The sequence below is a fragment of the Natrarchaeobius chitinivorans genome, from assembly GCF_003841505.1.
In the GTDB taxonomy this organism is placed as follows: Archaea; Halobacteriota; Halobacteria; order Halobacteriales; family Natrialbaceae; genus Natrarchaeobius; species Natrarchaeobius chitinivorans.
In genome coordinates this window covers 106,678-124,373 of sequence record NZ_REGA01000010.1, presented here as the reverse complement: position 1 = coordinate 124,373, position 17,696 = coordinate 106,678, and the positions used below count along the sequence as shown (strand labels likewise).

Annotated in this window: 13 protein-coding genes; 7 read left to right on the top strand and 6 right to left on the bottom strand. The window is 61.6% G+C overall.

What is annotated here, in order from left to right; all coding sequences use genetic code 11:
- Positions 1 to 409: 409 nt before the first annotated feature.
- The gene (locus tag EA473_RS12500) at positions 410 to 2,914 is read left to right on the top strand and encodes a methyl-accepting chemotaxis protein (RefSeq protein ID WP_124195994.1); all 2,505 of its coding nucleotides are present in this window, start codon (positions 410 to 412) and stop codon (positions 2,912 to 2,914) included.
- A gap of 159 nt (positions 2,915 to 3,073) precedes the next feature.
- Here EA473_RS12500 and EA473_RS12495 read toward each other — a convergent pair whose 3' ends face one another.
- A complete protein-coding gene (locus EA473_RS12495; RefSeq protein WP_124195993.1) occupies positions 3,074 to 4,288 on the bottom strand; it encodes an aminotransferase class V-fold PLP-dependent enzyme in 1,215 nt (404 codons plus the stop codon).
- 834 nt (positions 4,289 to 5,122) lie between these two features.
- Here EA473_RS12495 and EA473_RS12490 point away from each other — a divergent pair.
- Complete coding sequence (locus EA473_RS12490) at positions 5,123 to 5,902, top strand: SDR family NAD(P)-dependent oxidoreductase (protein ID WP_124195992.1); 780 nt, start codon at positions 5,123 to 5,125, stop codon at positions 5,900 to 5,902.
- A gap of 12 nt (positions 5,903 to 5,914) precedes the next feature.
- Here EA473_RS12490 and EA473_RS12485 read toward each other — a convergent pair whose 3' ends face one another.
- Together EA473_RS12485 and EA473_RS12480 are read right to left on the bottom strand one after the other, a co-directional pair.
- Positions 5,915 to 6,679, bottom strand: a complete 765-nt coding sequence (locus EA473_RS12485) for an IclR family transcriptional regulator (protein ID WP_124195991.1) — start codon at positions 6,677 to 6,679, stop codon at positions 5,915 to 5,917.
- A 404-nt stretch (positions 6,680 to 7,083) separates the two neighbouring features.
- Entirely contained in the window at positions 7,084 to 8,238 is a 1,155-nt protein-coding gene (locus EA473_RS12480) for a hypothetical protein (protein WP_124195990.1), read from the bottom strand.
- A gap of 93 nt (positions 8,239 to 8,331) precedes the next feature.
- On the opposite strand from EA473_RS12480, the gene EA473_RS12475 reads away from it, so the two are divergent.
- Complete coding sequence (locus EA473_RS12475) at positions 8,332 to 9,135, top strand: creatininase family protein (protein ID WP_124195989.1); 804 nt, start codon at positions 8,332 to 8,334, stop codon at positions 9,133 to 9,135.
- A 30-nt stretch (positions 9,136 to 9,165) separates the two neighbouring features.
- On the opposite strand, the gene EA473_RS12470 is transcribed toward EA473_RS12475, so the two are convergent.
- The 3 genes from EA473_RS12470 to EA473_RS12460 all read right to left on the bottom strand — a co-directional run bounded on the left by EA473_RS12470 (position 9,166) and on the right by EA473_RS12460 (position 12,498).
- Positions 9,166 to 10,326, bottom strand: coding sequence for a glycoside hydrolase family 88 protein (locus EA473_RS12470; protein WP_124195988.1), 1,161 nt, complete (start codon positions 10,324 to 10,326; stop codon positions 9,166 to 9,168).
- A gap of 67 nt (positions 10,327 to 10,393) precedes the next feature.
- A complete protein-coding gene (locus EA473_RS12465) occupies positions 10,394 to 11,179 on the bottom strand; it encodes an SDR family NAD(P)-dependent oxidoreductase (protein WP_124195987.1) in 786 nt (261 codons plus the stop codon).
- A gap of 185 nt (positions 11,180 to 11,364) precedes the next feature.
- Positions 11,365 to 12,498, bottom strand: coding sequence for a mannonate dehydratase (locus EA473_RS12460; RefSeq protein WP_207890177.1), 1,134 nt, complete (start codon positions 12,496 to 12,498; stop codon positions 11,365 to 11,367).
- A gap of 138 nt (positions 12,499 to 12,636) precedes the next feature.
- Between EA473_RS12460 and EA473_RS12455 the strand changes: the two genes are divergently transcribed.
- From EA473_RS12455 to EA473_RS12440, 4 genes are all read left to right on the top strand, one after another.
- Complete coding sequence (locus EA473_RS12455) at positions 12,637 to 13,770, top strand: ABC transporter ATP-binding protein (protein ID WP_124195986.1); 1,134 nt, start codon at positions 12,637 to 12,639, stop codon at positions 13,768 to 13,770.
- Positions 13,771 to 14,000: 230 nt separating this feature from the next.
- Positions 14,001 to 15,164, top strand: coding sequence for a mandelate racemase/muconate lactonizing enzyme family protein (locus tag EA473_RS12450; protein WP_124195985.1), 1,164 nt, complete (start codon positions 14,001 to 14,003; stop codon positions 15,162 to 15,164).
- A gap of 224 nt (positions 15,165 to 15,388) precedes the next feature.
- Positions 15,389 to 16,720, top strand: a complete 1,332-nt coding sequence (locus EA473_RS12445) for an ABC transporter substrate-binding protein (RefSeq protein ID WP_124195984.1) — start codon at positions 15,389 to 15,391, stop codon at positions 16,718 to 16,720.
- Between the two features lie 31 nt (positions 16,721 to 16,751).
- A complete protein-coding gene (locus EA473_RS12440) occupies positions 16,752 to 17,696 on the top strand; it encodes a carbohydrate ABC transporter permease (protein WP_124195983.1) in 945 nt (314 codons plus the stop codon).

Below are 17,696 nucleotides of genomic sequence, written 5' to 3'. Positions count from 1 at the left end.
AGGATAAATGTACGTATTCATCGTCAGCGAGCCCCTGATACGGTCTGGTATGAGTCTGTCCCAGCCGATCGAACACCGGTGGGCGATGACCGGCAATCGGTCATCCAACCCGTGCGAGTTGGCTCTCCGATGCGGATTGCTGTACCCGTTCACCGGAGTGACCGGGCGCTTCCCGCAGTCTTCGGTAATGACTTGCAGTGTGAGGCACTTCTGGTCGCCCGATCCACGTACAATCGTGGGTGTGTGTCGGTCCGGCGATCGCGACAGATTGCGGAAATCGATTCGAGATCAGGTGAACGAATGGTCAATGTTCGTAGGTGTAGTGCGTGAAAGGGAACTGATGGGCCGGTACAAATATATAGGGTTACTTACCATGTACGGTCTATAGGTTGCATACCAAACATAATACATGATAGGGAACGTTCTGTCCCGCTTCGTCCCGTCCGCAATCAGGAGACGTCTCGGTGCGAAATTCGCCGTCTCGATCCTGATCGTCCTCCTCGCGATCGGGGCTGCCGGGATGATGGGGTACGCGCAGGTCGACGAAACGCTCGAGCAAGACACACAGGAAACACTCGAGTCCGCTGCAGCACAGCAGTCGGATGCGATGAACGAGTGGGTGCAGGTCCGTGAGTACGAAGCTCGAATGGTAAGCGAGTACGATGGGGTGACGGCCGAGGATCCGGGGACCGTCGAAGCAGCGATCGAGCCACGACGGGCATCTCTCGACCGCAGCGGGATCCACGTGATCGACGTCGAAGAGGAGGTCGTCGTCGCGAGTACGACCCTCGAGAACGGGGCCTCGTTCGACGAATTCGCCTATCCGTGGACCGAAACGGATTTCGACGAGGCGTTCGCTGGCCGGAGCGACGTGTGGGTCTCGGACAGTTCGTACCAGGATCCCGGTGGCGGGCAGACCCACGTGGTCGGCTTCGCGGCTGACGTCTCGGGGACGAATCGGGTCGTCGTGCTCGACGGATCGCTCGACCTTCGAAGTCAGCGGATCGACGAAGGAGTCCAGTGGACGTCGTTCGTCACCGCCGACGGCGAACCCGTCTTGCTGGCGGACGAGGACAGACCGGACGACTTCGATCGAGACGCGATTGCTGGGGCTGCAGAAACCGGAGACGGGCAGTTCGTACGGGGTGATCCGGTTCGAGCGTACCAACCGGTGGATCGAACCGACTGGGTCGCCGTGACGAGCATCCCCGAAGCGGAGGCGTTTGCGGTCCAGCAAACGGTCGGGATGAACGTCCTGTTGATCGTCGGCTCTGCGCTCGTGGCGCTGGTTTTCGCGGGTGTCGTCCTCGGGAGACAGACCGTCGTCCCGCTAAAACGCCTCCAGACGAAAGCCACGCAGATGGGCGACGGAGATCTGAGTGTCGATCTGACGACGTCCCGCACCGACGAAATCGGCCAGTTCTACACGGCGTTCGACGACATGCGTCTCTCGTTACGCGAACAGATCGAAGAGACGGAGACGGCATACGCCGACGCCGAGCGCGAACGCGAACGCGTCGCGCAATTGAACACAGAACTACAGGAGACGGCAAACGAGTACAGTACGGTGATGCAGTCGGCAGCCGACGGTGACCTCACCGTCCGGATGGAGTCGTCGACCGACAACGAAGCGATGGTCGCGATCGAGTCGGAGTTCAACGAGATGATTTCGGAGATCGAATCGACCATCGATCGGCTCAGCACGTTCGCGACCGAAGTCGCGACCGCGTCCGCACAGGTCACCGCCTCGAGCGAGGAAGTCCAATCGGCTTCCGAACAGGTTGCCGAGGCCACTCAAGAGATTTCGACCGGCGCGGAGCAACAACACGAATCCCTCCAGACCGCAAACCGGGAAATCGAGCAGCTCTCGACGACGACCCAGCAGATCGCCGCCTCCTCGAACGAGGTCGCAGACGTCGCAGAACGGACAGCCGATACCGGTAAACGGGGACAGACGGCAGCGACGAACGCGATCGCCGGAATGGAAGAGATCGAGGTCGACGTCGAGGACACCGTCACGGAAATCCGTCAACTCGAGGACGAAGTCGAACAGATCGACGAACTCATCGATCAGATCAAAGAGATCGCCAAACAGACGAACATGCTGGCGTTGAACGCCAACATCGAGGCTTCGCGTTCCGCCGGGAACGAGGACGACGGCGGGTTCGGTGCCGTCGCCGGGGAGTTCAAAGAACTCTCGGAGGACGCTAAACTCGCCGCCCAGCAGGTCGAAGCCCGCCTCGAAGCGATTCGCGAACAGACCGAACGCTCCGCGAGCGAGGTCAAAGAAACGAGCGCCGCCGTTGACGACGCCGGGGCGCAGGTCGAAGAAGCCGTCGACGCCCTCGAGGCGATCGCAGAGTACGCTCGCGAGACGAACAGGGGTGTCCAGGAGATCTCCGCCGCGACCGAACAGCAGGCCGCGACCACCCAGGAAGTCGTCTCGATCGTCGACGAAGCAGCGACGATCAGCGACGAAACGACGTCGGAAGCCGAAACCGTCGCTGCCGCCGCCGAAGAACAGACGTCGGCGATGAGCGAGGTGTCGGAATCCGTCTCCGATCTCTCGAGTCAGGCGACCCAGCTCTCGGAAGCTCTCGATCGGTTCGAAACCGACACGACGACCGAGCAAGCAGCCACCGTCGCCTTCTCGAGTGACCGAGCGGATGCGGACGAAGCGGACGCCGATCCGGAATCGAAAGCGAACGAGGCAGAAACCGATTCGGATTCACAACCGGAGAGCGACACCGATAGCGAGTCGGGCCCGTCCGACGAGGACGAGGACACCGCGGTCGACGACCCAGAGTCTCCCACGGGAGACGACGAGGCGTCTCCGAACGAATCGGACGCTGCGAAGACGTCCGACGGTCCGAACCCCGACGACCCCGACGCTGCCTTCGAGTTCGGTCAGTAGAAACGTTTTCCACCGGTATTCGACCGGAACTCGGTGGCGGCCGGGCGTACGTCCGTCACCATCGCCACCGCCGATAACGACGAATCGGCGACCGATTTCCTTTCGAAGCTGCGCTCGCGAGCGTAGAGAAGGCGAATCGAAGTTGGCGGGATGGATCTACTACGCCAGCTCGAGGTGTGTCCGAAGGCGCTCGACGACGTACTCCCGTTCCGGCTCATCGAGACACATCGGATTGATCGTGACGACGTTTTCGTCGAGCCTGTCTGCCCCGACGAACACGCGCGGGGTCTCGGATCGAAGGTCGCCGACCAGTTCCGTCGCCGTGCACGCGGCCGTTTCGGGGTCGATTCGAACGACGACCTCCGATGCGACCGAGATCTCGCCACCGGAGTTCAGGGTGGTTTCGACGCCCGTCGCGGAGTCGATCGCGTCCGCGATGAGTTGTGCTTCACGGTGCCAGTGGTCCCGCATGGCGTCCGGATCGCTCTCGAGGAAGGACTCGAGGGCGACGATGAGCCCGGCGAGTTCTTCTTTACCGACTTTTAGCGATCGGCCGATTCCCTGGCGTGGGACGCCGTCGATCGCTTCGACGTCGATCAGCTGTGATGGCGGTTCCCAGACCTGGTTTGCGGCGTGCATATCGAGGTTCTGGAGTGCAATCGATTGGATCAGATCGCGTCGGCCGGCGACGATACCCGTCGTCTGCGGGCCACGAATCGCTTTGCCGCCGCTGAAGACGACCAGATCTGCGCCGGCTTCGGTGAACGTTCTGAGGTTTCGTTTCGGCGGAAGTTCGGCCGCGGCGTCGACGATCACGGGGACGTCGTGTTCGGCCGCGAGATCCGTTACCTCGGAAAGCGGCGGTTCGGTGTAGGGTTTCTGGACGTAGCCGATCGCCGCAGTCCGCTCCGAAATCGCGTTTTCGATCTCCCAGGGTTCGACGGCCGTCGACCCTGTTCCGAGGACGCGATCGTTCGTCCCGACGTCGACGATCGTGGCGCCAGCCGCCCGAAAGGCGTGGTCGTATCCCGTCCGGTGAGTCCGGGGCATGATGATCTCGTCGGCAATCCCGTCCGTTTGCGGGAGTTTGTCCATGACAGCGATGTCGTTGCCAGCGATCGCTGCAGCAGCAGAGAGAAGCATACCAGCATCCGCTCCCGAGGTCACGTATCCCGCCTGGGCACCGGTTGCGTCGGCGATCACCTCGCTCGCTTTCGCCTGTAGATCGGAAAGCTTGACGAAGTGATTCGCGGCGCGTTTCATTGCGTCGAGCGCTTCCGGACGGATCCGGCTCCCGCCGATCCGAGTCTTCGTTCCGGTAGCGTTTACGACCCGGGGAATTCCCAACTCGTCGTACACAGTTCGGTCTCCCATTCCTGATGAAAGACAAATTCAGGCCAGTATATATATGTTCGGTTGGGGCAGCGACGGAACGTGTTTCCCTGAAAGAAACGGCGGGCCGGTCTCGGTCGGTGATGAAAATTTTCCGCGGAAGTCAACCGTTACATGATCTGATACCACTCTTTGGAGTATATCGATTCGATTGTTCGCGAACTGAGGGGTACCCGACCGGATGAAATCGACGCGATCGGTGGCCCTTATCGTTTCCGCCTGGGAAACAACCGTATTTTTCCCCGTCCTATTACGGAAGTACGTGTGTAAAATTTCGCGTCTGTATTCACAGCAACCGATTCTATAGTAACGTATTCGCTGGAATTTTTCGGTGTGAGAAACGAATCGGTAGAACCCCCATAATTGTTCCCGACAATCGATCCGTTCAGTCGGTATCCGATCGGTTCCGAGTGGAGTCAACTGGGGAATCGGACGACTCACGGTACCATCGAAACTCGTCTCGCCAGCATCGGAAAGCACGGTCGATCTGGAGAGCTACCCGCGGCAGTACATTACATTTGTACAAGTGTAATTGTCGGTTGCCATCGAGTACCGGATCCGGAGACGGTGCCTCGAGGACATCCACTATGAGTGGAATTCGCCGTGTACGTCCTCTTTCGGTCCGATCCACGGAATGCGATCGGAACCGGGTGCGTCCCGATTCGACCCCTGTTGTCTGCGAGATCGGTCGGCGATATCTCCGATCCGTCCAAGTCGGCCGCCACCGTCGGAAACGGCATTCCCGAGTGTGTCCCCCGATTCGGATCGAGCGATATCGGTAGCAAGAATTATGCGTCTGCTCGCTAAACGCCGACCATGACGAGATTCGAAAATCAGGTGGCAGTCGTCACGGCTGGGAGTACCGGGATCGGCCGATCCATCGCACTCGCACTCGCCGACGAGGGTGCAGACGTCGTGATCGGCGACATCCAGGAGGAGCCAGCTGGGGGGGAACGATACGGCCACGAGAGCGACCGGCCGACCCATCGTGAAATCGAAGCGCGCGGAGGGAACGCGTCGTTCGTTGGGACGGACATCGGAGAACCCGAGCAGTGTAACGCCCTGATCGATCACACCCTCGAGACGTTCGACCGGCTCGACATCCTCGTCAACAACGCGGGGATTCACATCGAAGGGGGGATCGAGTCTCTCGATTCCGAGCAGTGGCAGGACGTTATCGACGTCAACCTCACCGGAACGTTTCACTGTTCGAAGTTCGCCACTCCCCACCTCAAAACACACAGCGGGAGCATTGTCAACATCGCGTCGGTTCACGCGATCGAAGGCGGTTCGGGACCCGCCTACGCCTCCTCGAAGGCGGGGATGGTGAACCTGACGCGGGATCTGGCGACCGAACTCGGCCCCCACGACGTCACCGTCAACGCCGTCTGTCCGGGATTCATCAAGACACCTCGGCAGGATTACCTCACCGACGACGAGGTCGACCGGTCGCGCGAGCAAACGGTACTCCCCCGACTCGGCGAACCGGACGACGTCGCGCGTGCGGTAACGTTTCTCGCGTCGCCGGACGCCTCGTGGATTACCGGGGAGACGCTGTTCGTCGACGGCGGATGGACCGCCCATCGGGGCGTGTAACCGCGACGGCGGTCAGTAAACCGTCTGCAGTTTGACGATGTTCGCTTTCTCCTCTAGGAGCGAAACGTACCGGGACATCGTCTCCACCTCGAAGCGGTTCGTGGGGCCGGTAACGCCGATCGCACCGAGGATTTCCTCTTCCGGCGTCAGAATCGGGACGGAAACGCTTCGGATCCCTTCCCGGCGTTCCTCGTTTTCGATGGCGTACCCCTGCGATCGAATCCGTTCACACTCCTGGCGAAGCGCCCCCTCGTCCGTAATCGTCTCGTCCGTCGCCCTCGGCAGTGGGTTTTCCGCGAGTATCTCCTCTCGACGGTCCGACGGGAGATACGCGAGGATGCACTTGCCGAGACTCGTCCAGTGCATCTCGGTGAACTCGCCTACCGGAATGTTGTCGCTGACGGCGTTTGGCCCATCGGACAACGCGAGGAGCACCCGTTTCCCGTTCTCTTCGACGCCGACCGACGCGCGCTCTCCGGTCTGTGTTGCGAGTTCCGAAAGCACCTGGCGAGACGAACCGTACAGATCGAGTTGCTGGCGGGCCTCTCCTCCGTACTCGAGGAACTTGAGGCCGTTTCGGTACCGCCGGTCGTCTCGAACGATGATCCCCTCCTGCTCGAGCGTCTGGAGGTAGACGTGTGCGGTCGAGGTTGGAATCGAGAGGGCGTCCGCCAACTCGGTGAGGGTAAGCGAGCCGTGAATTCGAAGCGTTTCGATGATTTCGAACGTCCGCTGTACCGCTTTGATCGACCCCCCCGAATCGGACTGCTGTTCCATACCCGTACGTACTCGGGTGATAACATAATCGTTGTCCTTTTCTCCGAATATTTCCCCAGAGGTGAAACGGGTGTTATAAGTTCCATATGGGTTGGAACTATTTCCATATTTCCCATAGTGGTGGACGTCGAGTGACAGCCCTACCGACCATCACGTCGTGGCAACTCACACGTGAATCGGAATCATCGACGCCGGTGGCGAGTCGACCGTGAGCTATCGCTCGCTACGTCTTCTGTAAGCGCCCGTTCGTACGAACCAGTTGGTTGGTATCCAATACCACGACTACGTTTCAGTTCGAGAGTACGATGGAGAACGCCAGAATGTTCCACCATCGTTGGAAAGCTGGTGAATAGGGCCGAGTGAGTTGGAAGCGTATACACTAATGTGAGTTAACTGCCAACCACTTATCGATGAGAGTCGATCGCGTCGCCGATCCACTCGAGGCTCCGCTGTGGCAAGGGGCCGTAGTTGTAAAACGAGACGCGGTCCGCACCGGCATCGACGACGGCGTCGACGATCGCTCGGACCGTTTCCCCGTCGTCGACGAGCGGTGGTCCGGGCTGGATTCCCGCGTGAACCGGCGTCGAACCCGCCAGTTCGGTCGCGGTCTGGATGCGTTCCGCCGCGCCACGGGGGGTCGACTCGTAGGCGATCGCGGTGTAGTAATCGACGTGTTCACCCAGTGCCTCGAGATCGGCACCGAACATCCACTCGTCGCCGACGTCGAGTAACCCGACGTAGTAGCCGAGGTCGCAGTCGGCCGTCTCTCGGAGGTCGGCGAACAGGTCGGCTACCGTCTCCTCTCGATACGCGACGTACGCTTCTACCGCAGGGTGAGCACGGAGCCACTCGAGCGGGGCGGTTGACGGCGGGAGCTGGCGACTCGCGATTGCATCGAGCGTTTCGACGCACGTCTTCCGGGCCGTCTCGACGTCGACACCGGCGTCCGCGGCCCGTTCCCGACAGGCGTCACAGAAACAGAGTCCGAGGAGGAACTCGCCGAGGTCGCCGAGTTCCGCGAACACTTTGTCGTGGTGCCAGCCGAAGCCGCTTCCGTGAAAGAAGTCGAACGCCTCGAGTTCGATCGCGTCGAACGCGTCGTCCGCGTCGAGGTCGCGAACGAGCGTCGTGAGGTACGTCCGGACGGCCGGCTGTGAGGGACAGAGGGCAAACGGCAACGAATCGCCGTACGGGGAGGTAAGCGTCAGGTCGGGACGATCGAGCCCCAGCCGCGAGTTGTGGACGCCGACGGTCCACGCGTTGAGGGAGATACCGGTCCCGTCGAACCCCGCCGCGATCTCGCGGACCCAGTCGGCGTCGCCCATCGCCTCGGCCGGAACCGGCTCGAGCGTTCCGTACGAATCGGACGGCTGGAAGTACGAACTCGCTCGGGCGAAGTACGATCGCTGGCCCGGGTTGTCGGGGGAAAACGAGTGGACGGTGTGATAGTTCGCCGCGAGATTCACCTCGTCGATACCGATTTCGGCGAGCTCCTGTGTCACCGACTCGACGCCCCGGTCGCGAATATCCCACGGATAGGCCCAGATTGCGGCGTTCATACGCGAGTGACAATCCGTGGGAACATAACCTTTGGTAGTTCGTATCCGGGGACGACCAGTAGAGTATAAGTCATCCCGGTTGTAAGCGCCCCCATGGTACACGAATCTCTCGGCTCGGGTACAGCCGAGTGGGCCGGAAAGACCTACAGCGAAATCGCCGACGTCGGCGAACGTGACGGATCGATCCTCGTCGTCCCGGTTGGCAGCGTCGAACAGCACGGTCATCACCTCCCGGTGGCCACGGACACGATCCTCGTCGACGCCGTCGCCGATCTCGGCGTCGACCGCCTCGACGACGACGTCCCCATCCTTCGGACTCCGCCGGTGTGGTCCGGGTTCTCCCCACACCACATGGCCTTCGGCGGCACCGTAACCCTCGAGTTCGACGTGATGATGGACGTCCTCGAGAACGTCGCGGAGAGCGCGCTCGACAACGGGTTCGACGCGCTCGTCCTGATAAACGGTCACGGCGGCAACGGGCCGCTGATCTCCGGTGCAGTCAGCACTATCGGCCAGGACCACCCCGACGTGGAGGTGCTCGGCTTGACGTACTTCGAACTGGCGGCGGAATTCATCGACGATATCAGAGACAGCGACGTCGGCGGCATGTCCCACGGCGGCGAGTTCGAAACGTCGCTCATGATGGCCCTCCGGCCCGACCTCGTCGACGAGGACGCCATCGACGCGCCACCGCTCGAGGAGCCCTACGACCACGGAACGAAAGACCTCCTCGAGGTGGGACCACTCGCCGTCTACCGCGGATTCGAGGAGTACTCACACACCGGCGCGATCGGCGAACCGGAACTCGCCACGGCCGAGAAGGGCGAGCGGATCTACGACCTCCTCGGCGAGGAACTCGAGGAGTTGCTCGAAGACGTACACGAACAGAACCGCTGACGACACGTCGACGGAAGTCGACGGCCACCTTCACAACCCGTCGGCGGTTGTCTGGCGGGAGAGCGCGTACATCAGGTAATAATCGGTCCAGACGTGTTCGTGCGCCGTCGCGTAGCCGGCGGGACCGTTGTAACAGCTCTCGAGGACCATGCCGTCCGGGCGGTCGGCGGGACCGTCATCGCGGGGCGTGAGATACCCCTGGATCAGCGACTCGAGAATTCGCTCGCCAACGTCAGCGAGATCACCGAGAGGGCCATCTTCGGAGAGCCCCGTCAGACCGTACGCGGCCAGAGCCGCAGCACTCGTATCGCGCTCGACGGCGGGCCTGTCGGGGTGTTCGAAGTCCCAGTGGGGTACCAGGTCGTCCGGGCTGTTGTCGACGTAGTAGTCGACGGTCCGGCGGAGCGCGTCGCGGTAGCGGCCGGCTCCCGTCTCCCGGTACGCTCGCGCCAGTCCGGCGATGCACCATCCCTGTCCTCGCGCCCAGCAGGTGTCGTCGCTCACGGCGAGTTCGTTATACTGCCGGCGCAGGGACCCGGTCTCTGGATCGAACTCGGCGTGGTGCCACGTTCGGCCGTCCGGCCGGACGTACCAGTCGAGGTGGCGATCCGCGTGGAAGACGGCGACGTCACGGTAGGTCGGATCGCCGGTCTCCTCGTACGCGCGCCACAGAACCGGGAGCGCGGTGTAGACGGCGTCGACCGCACCGAGGCGGTCTCCCGAGGGGCCGTCGTCGGACCCCGGTCCACGGAAGTTCGACGCGGGAGCCTCGATTGCGAGCGTCCCCAGCGGAATCTGGCGCGCTCCCTCGTGGAAGTACTCGACCATCGCGTCGGCCCCCTCGAGGCCGATCTGTCGGTGGGTGGGGTCGCCGGTGACGTCGAACGCTCGGAACCCCGCGTACTGGCTGTTCATTCCGAAGAACATGTTGTCCCTCGCCATCTCCTCGCGAACCGTGCGGGTTGCTCGCTGCGCCGCCTCCTCGAATCGGGATTCGCCGGTCACGTCGGCCGCGATCCAGCACATCCCGATCCAGTGGCCGCCACACCAGTTCCCGTCGGCCGTCGTGATCCACTCGCCCGTCTCCGGGTCGGCGACGTACGGAAACTCGTCGTCCTCGAGGGCCTCGAGTGTCGATCGGGTTCGATCTACCAACAGCGAGAGAGCGTCGGCTTTCGATCTGGCAGACATACCGCGGGATTCGTGCGGTGTCGAAATAACTCTTGGCAAACGGCCGGTTCAGTTGCGACGAGCGCAGTCACACACGGTGTGCGCTCCAGCCGCCGTCGACCGGGACGTTCGCACCGTGGACGTAGCTCGCTTCGTCGCTCGCGAGGAAGGCGACGACGTCGGCGACCTCCTTCGGCTCGCCGAGATGCGGGAGCAGCGTCTGTTCGCGGCTGCGTTCGATGCTCGCTTCGTCCTGATAGTCCTGCATCGGGGTCTTGATGTACCCCGGCGAAACCGCGTTGACGGTGACGCCGTGGTGGCCGAGTTCGACCGCGAGATCTCGCGTGAGGTTGACCCGACCGGCGCAGGCGGCCGAGTACGCGGGACCACTGCCCCCTTCCGTCGCGTTGACCGACGCGACGTTGACGATCGCCCCCTCGGACGCCTTGAGGTGAGGAATCGCGAACTTACAGCAGAAAAACGTCCCGTCGAGGTCCACCCCGAGCAGCGTCCGCCAGTCCTCGACCGACGTCGATTGTGAGTCTCCCTCGATGTAGATCCCCGCGTTATTGACGAGAACGTCGATCCCGCCGTAGGTGTCGACCGTTTCCTCGACCATCGACTCGACGGCGTCCGGGTCGGAGACGTCCGTCGAGACGAACGTCGCGTCGCCGGCCGTTTCGGTCCGGATCCACTCCTCGGTCGGAACCGAGACGTCGGTATCGTGGTGGACCCCCTCGTGGGGTTCGTTGCTTCGTGACGCACAGACGACGTTCGCTCCCTCCCTGCCGAATCGCTGTGCGATCCGTCGGCCGATCCCGCTCGAGGCACCGGTTACGATCACCGTTTTCCCCTCGTATCTGTCGGAACTCATCGGTGTCACCACCACCAACTCGCGAGAGCAGTATAAATGTACCTCCGATCCCAGGCCGTGGTCGACTCGAAGCGGCGGGACGTCGTCAGACGGTCTGCTGCCGGTATCGCCGTGCCATCGTGAACGTGAAACGGCCCCGCCGATACATCGTTGCAGCGATCCGAATCACTCCCAGCGCGATCGGATCACTCCTCGGACGGCCGGTACACCGCGGACTCCCGCCCGGTTTCGCGACCGTAGGTCTCGAGGAGTCCGCGGAGATAGCCGATCGTGAACGCGCGCCCGCGTTCTTTCCAGCCGCCGTGACCGTCGACGTCGAGGTCCGACCGATCGTCGTGCTCGAGATACTGGCCGTCGCCCTCCAGCTTGGGGACGTGGCCGGGAATGATCATGCCCGAAAACCCGACTTCGTCGAGTTTCGCGATGATCTCGTAGGGGTCGTAGTAGCCGTCCTGATCGATGAAGACCTCGTTGAACCGCGGGAGCGGTTCCGAAATCGTCTGGAAGTGGACGTACGCCAGCTTATCGCGCTCGCCGAAGTACTCGATTACCTCCGGAAGATCGGCACCCATCGCCGACCAGTTGCCCAGACAGAACTGCAGCGCGTGGTTGTCGCTCGGGACGAGGTCCATCGCGCGCTTGAAGTTCTCGAAGTTGTAGAACAGACGCGGGATGCCGCCGATCGACTCGACCGGCGGATCGGCCGGGTGTAACGCGAGCGTGACGCCGGCTTCCTCCGCGACGGGCAACAGCTCCTCGAGAAACCGCTCGTAGTTCGCCCAGAGTTCCTCCTCCGTGTACTCTCGATCGTGAGTGAACGGTGCGTCCTCGAGCTGGTCGAGGTCGGTGGCGCTCGTCTCCGCACCGCCGCGGAGCCTGTGGGTCGTCGAACTCCGCCAGACGCCGTTTGGCATCCAGTTGTACCCCATGTACGGAATGCCGGCGCGACCGACGTTGCGCACCGTCGTCTTGAGGTGCTCGAGTTGTTCGTCCTGGCGCGGACCGCCCAGCATGACGTCGTCGTAAAACGAGTACGGGAAGTTCTCGATCGCGTTGAGTCTGAGCCCCGCGTCTTCGATCTGGTTTCTGAGAACGACGAGGTTCTCGAACGACCACTCGTGTTCGCCGGAAAGCGGCAGGTTCGGATAGCCGGCTTCGGGTGCTCCCCAGAGGTTTAACAGGACGTCGTCGACGCCGATCTGTTTGATGAATTTGAGGCGATCCGGATGGGGGTCCATGAACGTCCCGAGGCCGGCACGCATCGGTAGCTCGTCGAAGTCGACGCTGCTCGAGTCGGTGTCGCTGCTCGTCTGGCTCATACTCGCTACTTCCCGTACTGCTACAAAGCGTTTGTGGGACCCATCAACGCGCTGTCGGCCGACGCTCGAACGCCCAGCGGGCACACCGGGTGACGAGCCAAGAGCCAGTTATATATTCTTCCACTCGAAAGGGGCTGTATGGCGAGAATCCAGATCGAGGGGCTCTCAAAACATTTTCAGGACGGCGACGAGACTGTCGTCGCGGTAGAGGACCTGAATTTGGACGTCGAAGACGGCGAGTTCGTCGTGTTCGTCGGACCGAGTGGCTGTGGGAAGACGACGACACTTCGGTGTGTCGCTGGACTCGAGGATCCGACGATGGGCACGATCCAGATCGCAGACGACGTCGTCAACGACGAGCCACCCGAAGACCGCGACATCGCGATGGTGTTTCAGTCCTACGCGCTCTATCCCCACATGACCGTCAGGGAGAACATGAGCTTCGGATTAGAGCACTCCACCGATCTTACCGGGGACGATATCGAACGGAAGATTCAGGAAACGGCCGAGATGATGGGGATCGAGGAGTTACTCGATCGGGTTCCGGCCGACCTCTCCGGTGGCCAACAACAGCGGGTCGCACTCGGGCGGGCGATCGTCCGCGATCCGAAGGTGTTCCTGATGGACGAGCCGCTCAGCAATCTCGACGCGAAGCTCCGTGCGGAGATGCGGACCTACCTCCAGCAGTTACAGGAGGACATCGACGTAACGACCGTCTACGTGACCCACGATCAGACGGAGGCGATGACGATGGGAGACAAGATCGCGATTCTGAACGACGGCGAACTCCAGCAGTACGGAACGCCGGCCGAGTGTTACCACGAACCGGAGAACACGTTCGTCGCCCAGTTCCTGGGCGAACCCTCGATCAACCTGGTCGAAATGGACGTGCAAAACGGGACGATGAGTGCGGGCACGTTCGAGTACCAGCTCGATGGACGGCTCGCCGACGCAGTCGACGCCGACAGCGCGGTCGTCGGCATCCGGCCCGAGGCGTTGACCGTTTCGACGGGGAACTCGGAGTCGGACACTGCGTTTACCGGGACGGTGGCGGTCGTCGAACACCTTGGCAGGGAGAGCAACATCCACATCGAACTCGACGGGATCGACGTCGAGTTGACGGTCATCGTCGACGGGCGTCCGTCGCTGTCCGTCGACGATTCGGTGTCGGTCCACGTTCCGCCAGAGGCGATGCACGTCTTCGATAGCCACACCGGCAAGGTACTTCGAAACGCGAGCGAAGTGACCGAACGCGCCTCACTCGATCTGTAACGGCGATCGGTCGTCGAGATCTCCTCCGATCGGCTCGCCGGCTCGGTTTCATCTCGGCCCCAGGAGGTGAGACGAGGGGGTTCGCCGACGCGATTTCCTGCACGCGGTTTCACCGCGTGATCGCACGCTCCGCGTCTGTTTTCCCGCTCGTCCCGATTCGGGACACTTCTGTGAAACGCGCTGACCGGTGTATGTATATTTTTATACCTGCGATGGAAAGAACGGGTCGTATGCGGATAACAGATGTGAGCGCGTTCCCCGTAAACATACCGCTCAAACCCATCGAAGACGGCGGAATTGCTCCCTACCGAACGAACCACGGCGAACTCTACGACATGGACAGGGTGCTCGTCCGTGTCGAAACCGACGCCGGAATCGAGGGGTGGGGAGAGGTGCGCGTCTTCCTCTCGCCGGAAGCGACCGTCTCGGTCATCGAGGACGGAGTCGGTCCGCTCGTCGTCGGCCAGTCCCCCTTCGAAATCGAGAAGCTTCGGCGACAGGTTTTCATCGAGTACACCAACGCCAACATGTTCTTCGCGCCCGTCGAGACGGCCTGCTGGGACATCGTCGGGAAGGAACTCGAGCGCCCGGTCTCGGAACTGCTGGGCGGGTGGACGGTCACCCACCAGACGAACATGCAAGACCGCGAGCAGTCGAAAGGCGATCGACACTCCCGCGAAGTCGAGTTCGCGTACTGTCTCGGTATCTTTTCGCCCGAAGAGTCCCGCGAGTACGCCAAGTACGCCCTCGAAGAGGGGTACAACGTGTTGAAGACCAAAGCGGGTCGAGATTGGCAGGAAGACGTCGAACGGATCCGGGCCATGCACGAGGCCGTCGACGGCGAACTCGAGTTCCGACTCGATCCCAACCAGGGGTGGACCGTCGAGGACGCGGTTCGCGTCGGAGCGAAACTCGAGGACAGCGGGATCTACCTCCAGTACATGGAACAGCCGATTCGGGTCGACGCACACGGATCGTTGCGACAGCTTCGAACCCGGACGAGACAGCCGATCGCGGCGAACGAGGACACGTACATTCCGCACAACCTCCAGAAGATGATCGCCGAGGACGCGATCGATGTGGGAGTAGTCGACATCACCCCTGCCGGCGGTATCTCCGGCGTTCGCCAGCTCGCGAATATCGCAGAAGACGGCGGAATATCGCTCTCTCATCACTGTGCGTTCGATCTCGGAATCCGAACGGCCGCGATCCTTCAGACGGTCTACGGACTGCCGGGGATCAACCTCGCGAGCGATACGGCCTACTACGGGTGGGAAACGGACGTCATCGAAGAGCCGTTCACGATCGACGACGGCAAACTGACGGTGCCGTCCGAACCCGGCCTGGGAATCTCCGTCGATATGGACACCGTCGAGGACCACCGCATTCTGTAACGAGAGTCGCCAACGAGACCGATCAGGGGGCGGGCCGACACGTTCGACGTCTGCCGTCGGTACTCGAGCTATCGTACGAACTGCAACGATTTACTCATCGATCGAGAACCGGCGGCAAGCGCCCTCAGTGGTGGCCGCACGAGTGCGAAACGAGAGTGCATTGGCGGTCGACCACTACGATAGTGGCCGATAAGTATAAGTTGTTTCGCTCGGGAGAATAGAGTATGCCAACCAGGCGTGAATACGTTTCAGGAGTGGGTGCTATCACAGCGGTCGCCATCGCGGGTTGCTCGGACGACGGTGGCAATGGAAACGGAAACGGAGATACCGACGCAGACACCGGAAACGGCGACGCCTCCGGCGAAGACCTCGAGATCATGATCGCGTGGACCGGTGAGGACGGCGGTCAGGGATTCGAGAACCTCCACGAAGGATTCCAGGAGGAGTATCCCGACGTCGAAACCGTAGTCAACGACAATCCAGGTGGTGCGGGGACCGGACTCCAGACAGCACTGGACACGCGGATGTTCGACAACGATCCGCCGGGGACGTGGGGATTCTTCCCGGGACCTGACCTCACCGACTACGCCGAGGGCGGACTCCTCGGTGACGTCTCCGAAGAGGTCTGGGAAGAGGAAGGCCTTGAAGAGCCGATCCCGGAGTATCTGAGCGACCTCTGTTACTTCGACGAGATCGGATACGTCGCGGTCCCGATCGAGTTCAATCGCCTGAACAACCTCTTTTACAACGTCGAGATCGTCGAAGAGGCGGGCGTCGATCCCGAAGCGATCGAAACGCCGAGTGACCTGACCGACGCTATGGCGCAAGTCGAGAGTGAAACCGATGCCGTCGGGATAGCCCAGTCCACCCAGGAGCCCTGGACCGTGTTGCAGCTGTGGGAGACGGTTCTTTTGGGCGAGTACGACTTCGAGACGTACACGTCGTACATCGACGGCGAAATCGAGTCGATCGAAGACGAGGTCAGAGACACCCTCGAGATCGTCGTCGACTACACCGACTACAACAATCCGGACGCCGGTTCGGTCGATTTCACCGAAGCGACCAGTCAGTTCATCGGGGAGGAAGCTGCGTTCCTCCACGACGGTCAGTGGGCGGTCGGCAACTTCACGCGTGCCGACGACTACGAGTACGACGAGGACTGGCACGCGGTCGCCTATCCCGGATCCGAGGACGTGTTCATGGGACAGTGTTCGGCGTTCATGTACCCAGCCGACAACCCGGCACCCGAAGCGGCGATCAACTGGCTTCGCTACACGGGGACGAACGACGCACAGATCCGATTCAACTCGGCCAAAGGCGGCATCCCGTGTCGTGACGACGCACCCATCGACGACGACGAGTGGGAGTTCAGCGAACACCAGCAAGTGATGTACGACGACTTCCTCGAGGCCGACAACCTCACCGGAACGATCTCGCACAACAACGTCACGCTACCGCAGATCTCGACCAACGTCTACGACGTCTTCTCCGCGTTCTCGGGAACGTGGGACGTCGACGACACCTACGAAGGCCTCGTCGACGCCTTCGACATATAGATAAGGCTGCGCTCAATATCACACATTATTCATGGGAGGCAGCCAATCGTATCTTCCGACGACTGAGGACGGAGGGGTTTCGGAAACCCTCAGTTCGTTACGAAAGAACGAGTTCGTCAAGTCGATCCCGTTTCTGGCCGTTCCGGGACTGCTCGTCGCGGTGTTCGTTTACGGGTCGATCATCTGGAACTTCGTCCTTTCGCTGACCGATTTCCGCGGGTTCGGCGATCCGGACTACACCTCACTCGACCTCGGGATGTATACGCGAATGCTGACCGACGGGACGTTCCTTGCAGCGGCCCGGAACACGGTGGCACTCACCGTCGCGTTTACCCTCCTCTGTCTCGTGTTGGGCCTATCCCTGGCAATCCTCGTCGATCGGGACATCAAATTCGAGGGGGCGCTCCGAACCATCTACCTGCTCCCGATGAGTATCTCGTTCGTCGTGACGGCGATCTTCTGGGGATGGATGTTCAACCCGTCGACGGGCGTGATCAACACGTTCCTCAGGGGAATCGGACTCGAGTTCCTCGCGCTCGACTGGATCGGCAACCCCAGTACGCAGCTGATCGCGATCACGATTGCACTGGTCTGGCAGTTTACGGGCCTCGCGATGATCATCTATCTCGCCGGTCTCAGGAAGATACCGAGAGATCAGTACGAGGCGGCGAAGATGGACGGCGCGTCCGATATCATCATGTACCTCAAGGTCGTTATCCCGCAGTTGAAGACGTCGACGTTCTCGGCGATCGTAATCCTCCTGATGTTCTCGCTCAAGGCCTTCGACTTCGTCTTCGTTCTGTTCGGAACGAGCCCCGGACCAGGAGCCGACATCCTCCCGGTAATGATGTATCGTGAAGCGTTCAGCGCGAACAACTGGGCGTACGGATCGGCTGTCGCAGTCGTGTTGCTGGTCGGTGCCCTGATCTGCATCGCGCCGTACCTCTACTACCAGCACAACCGAAACCTCCTCTAA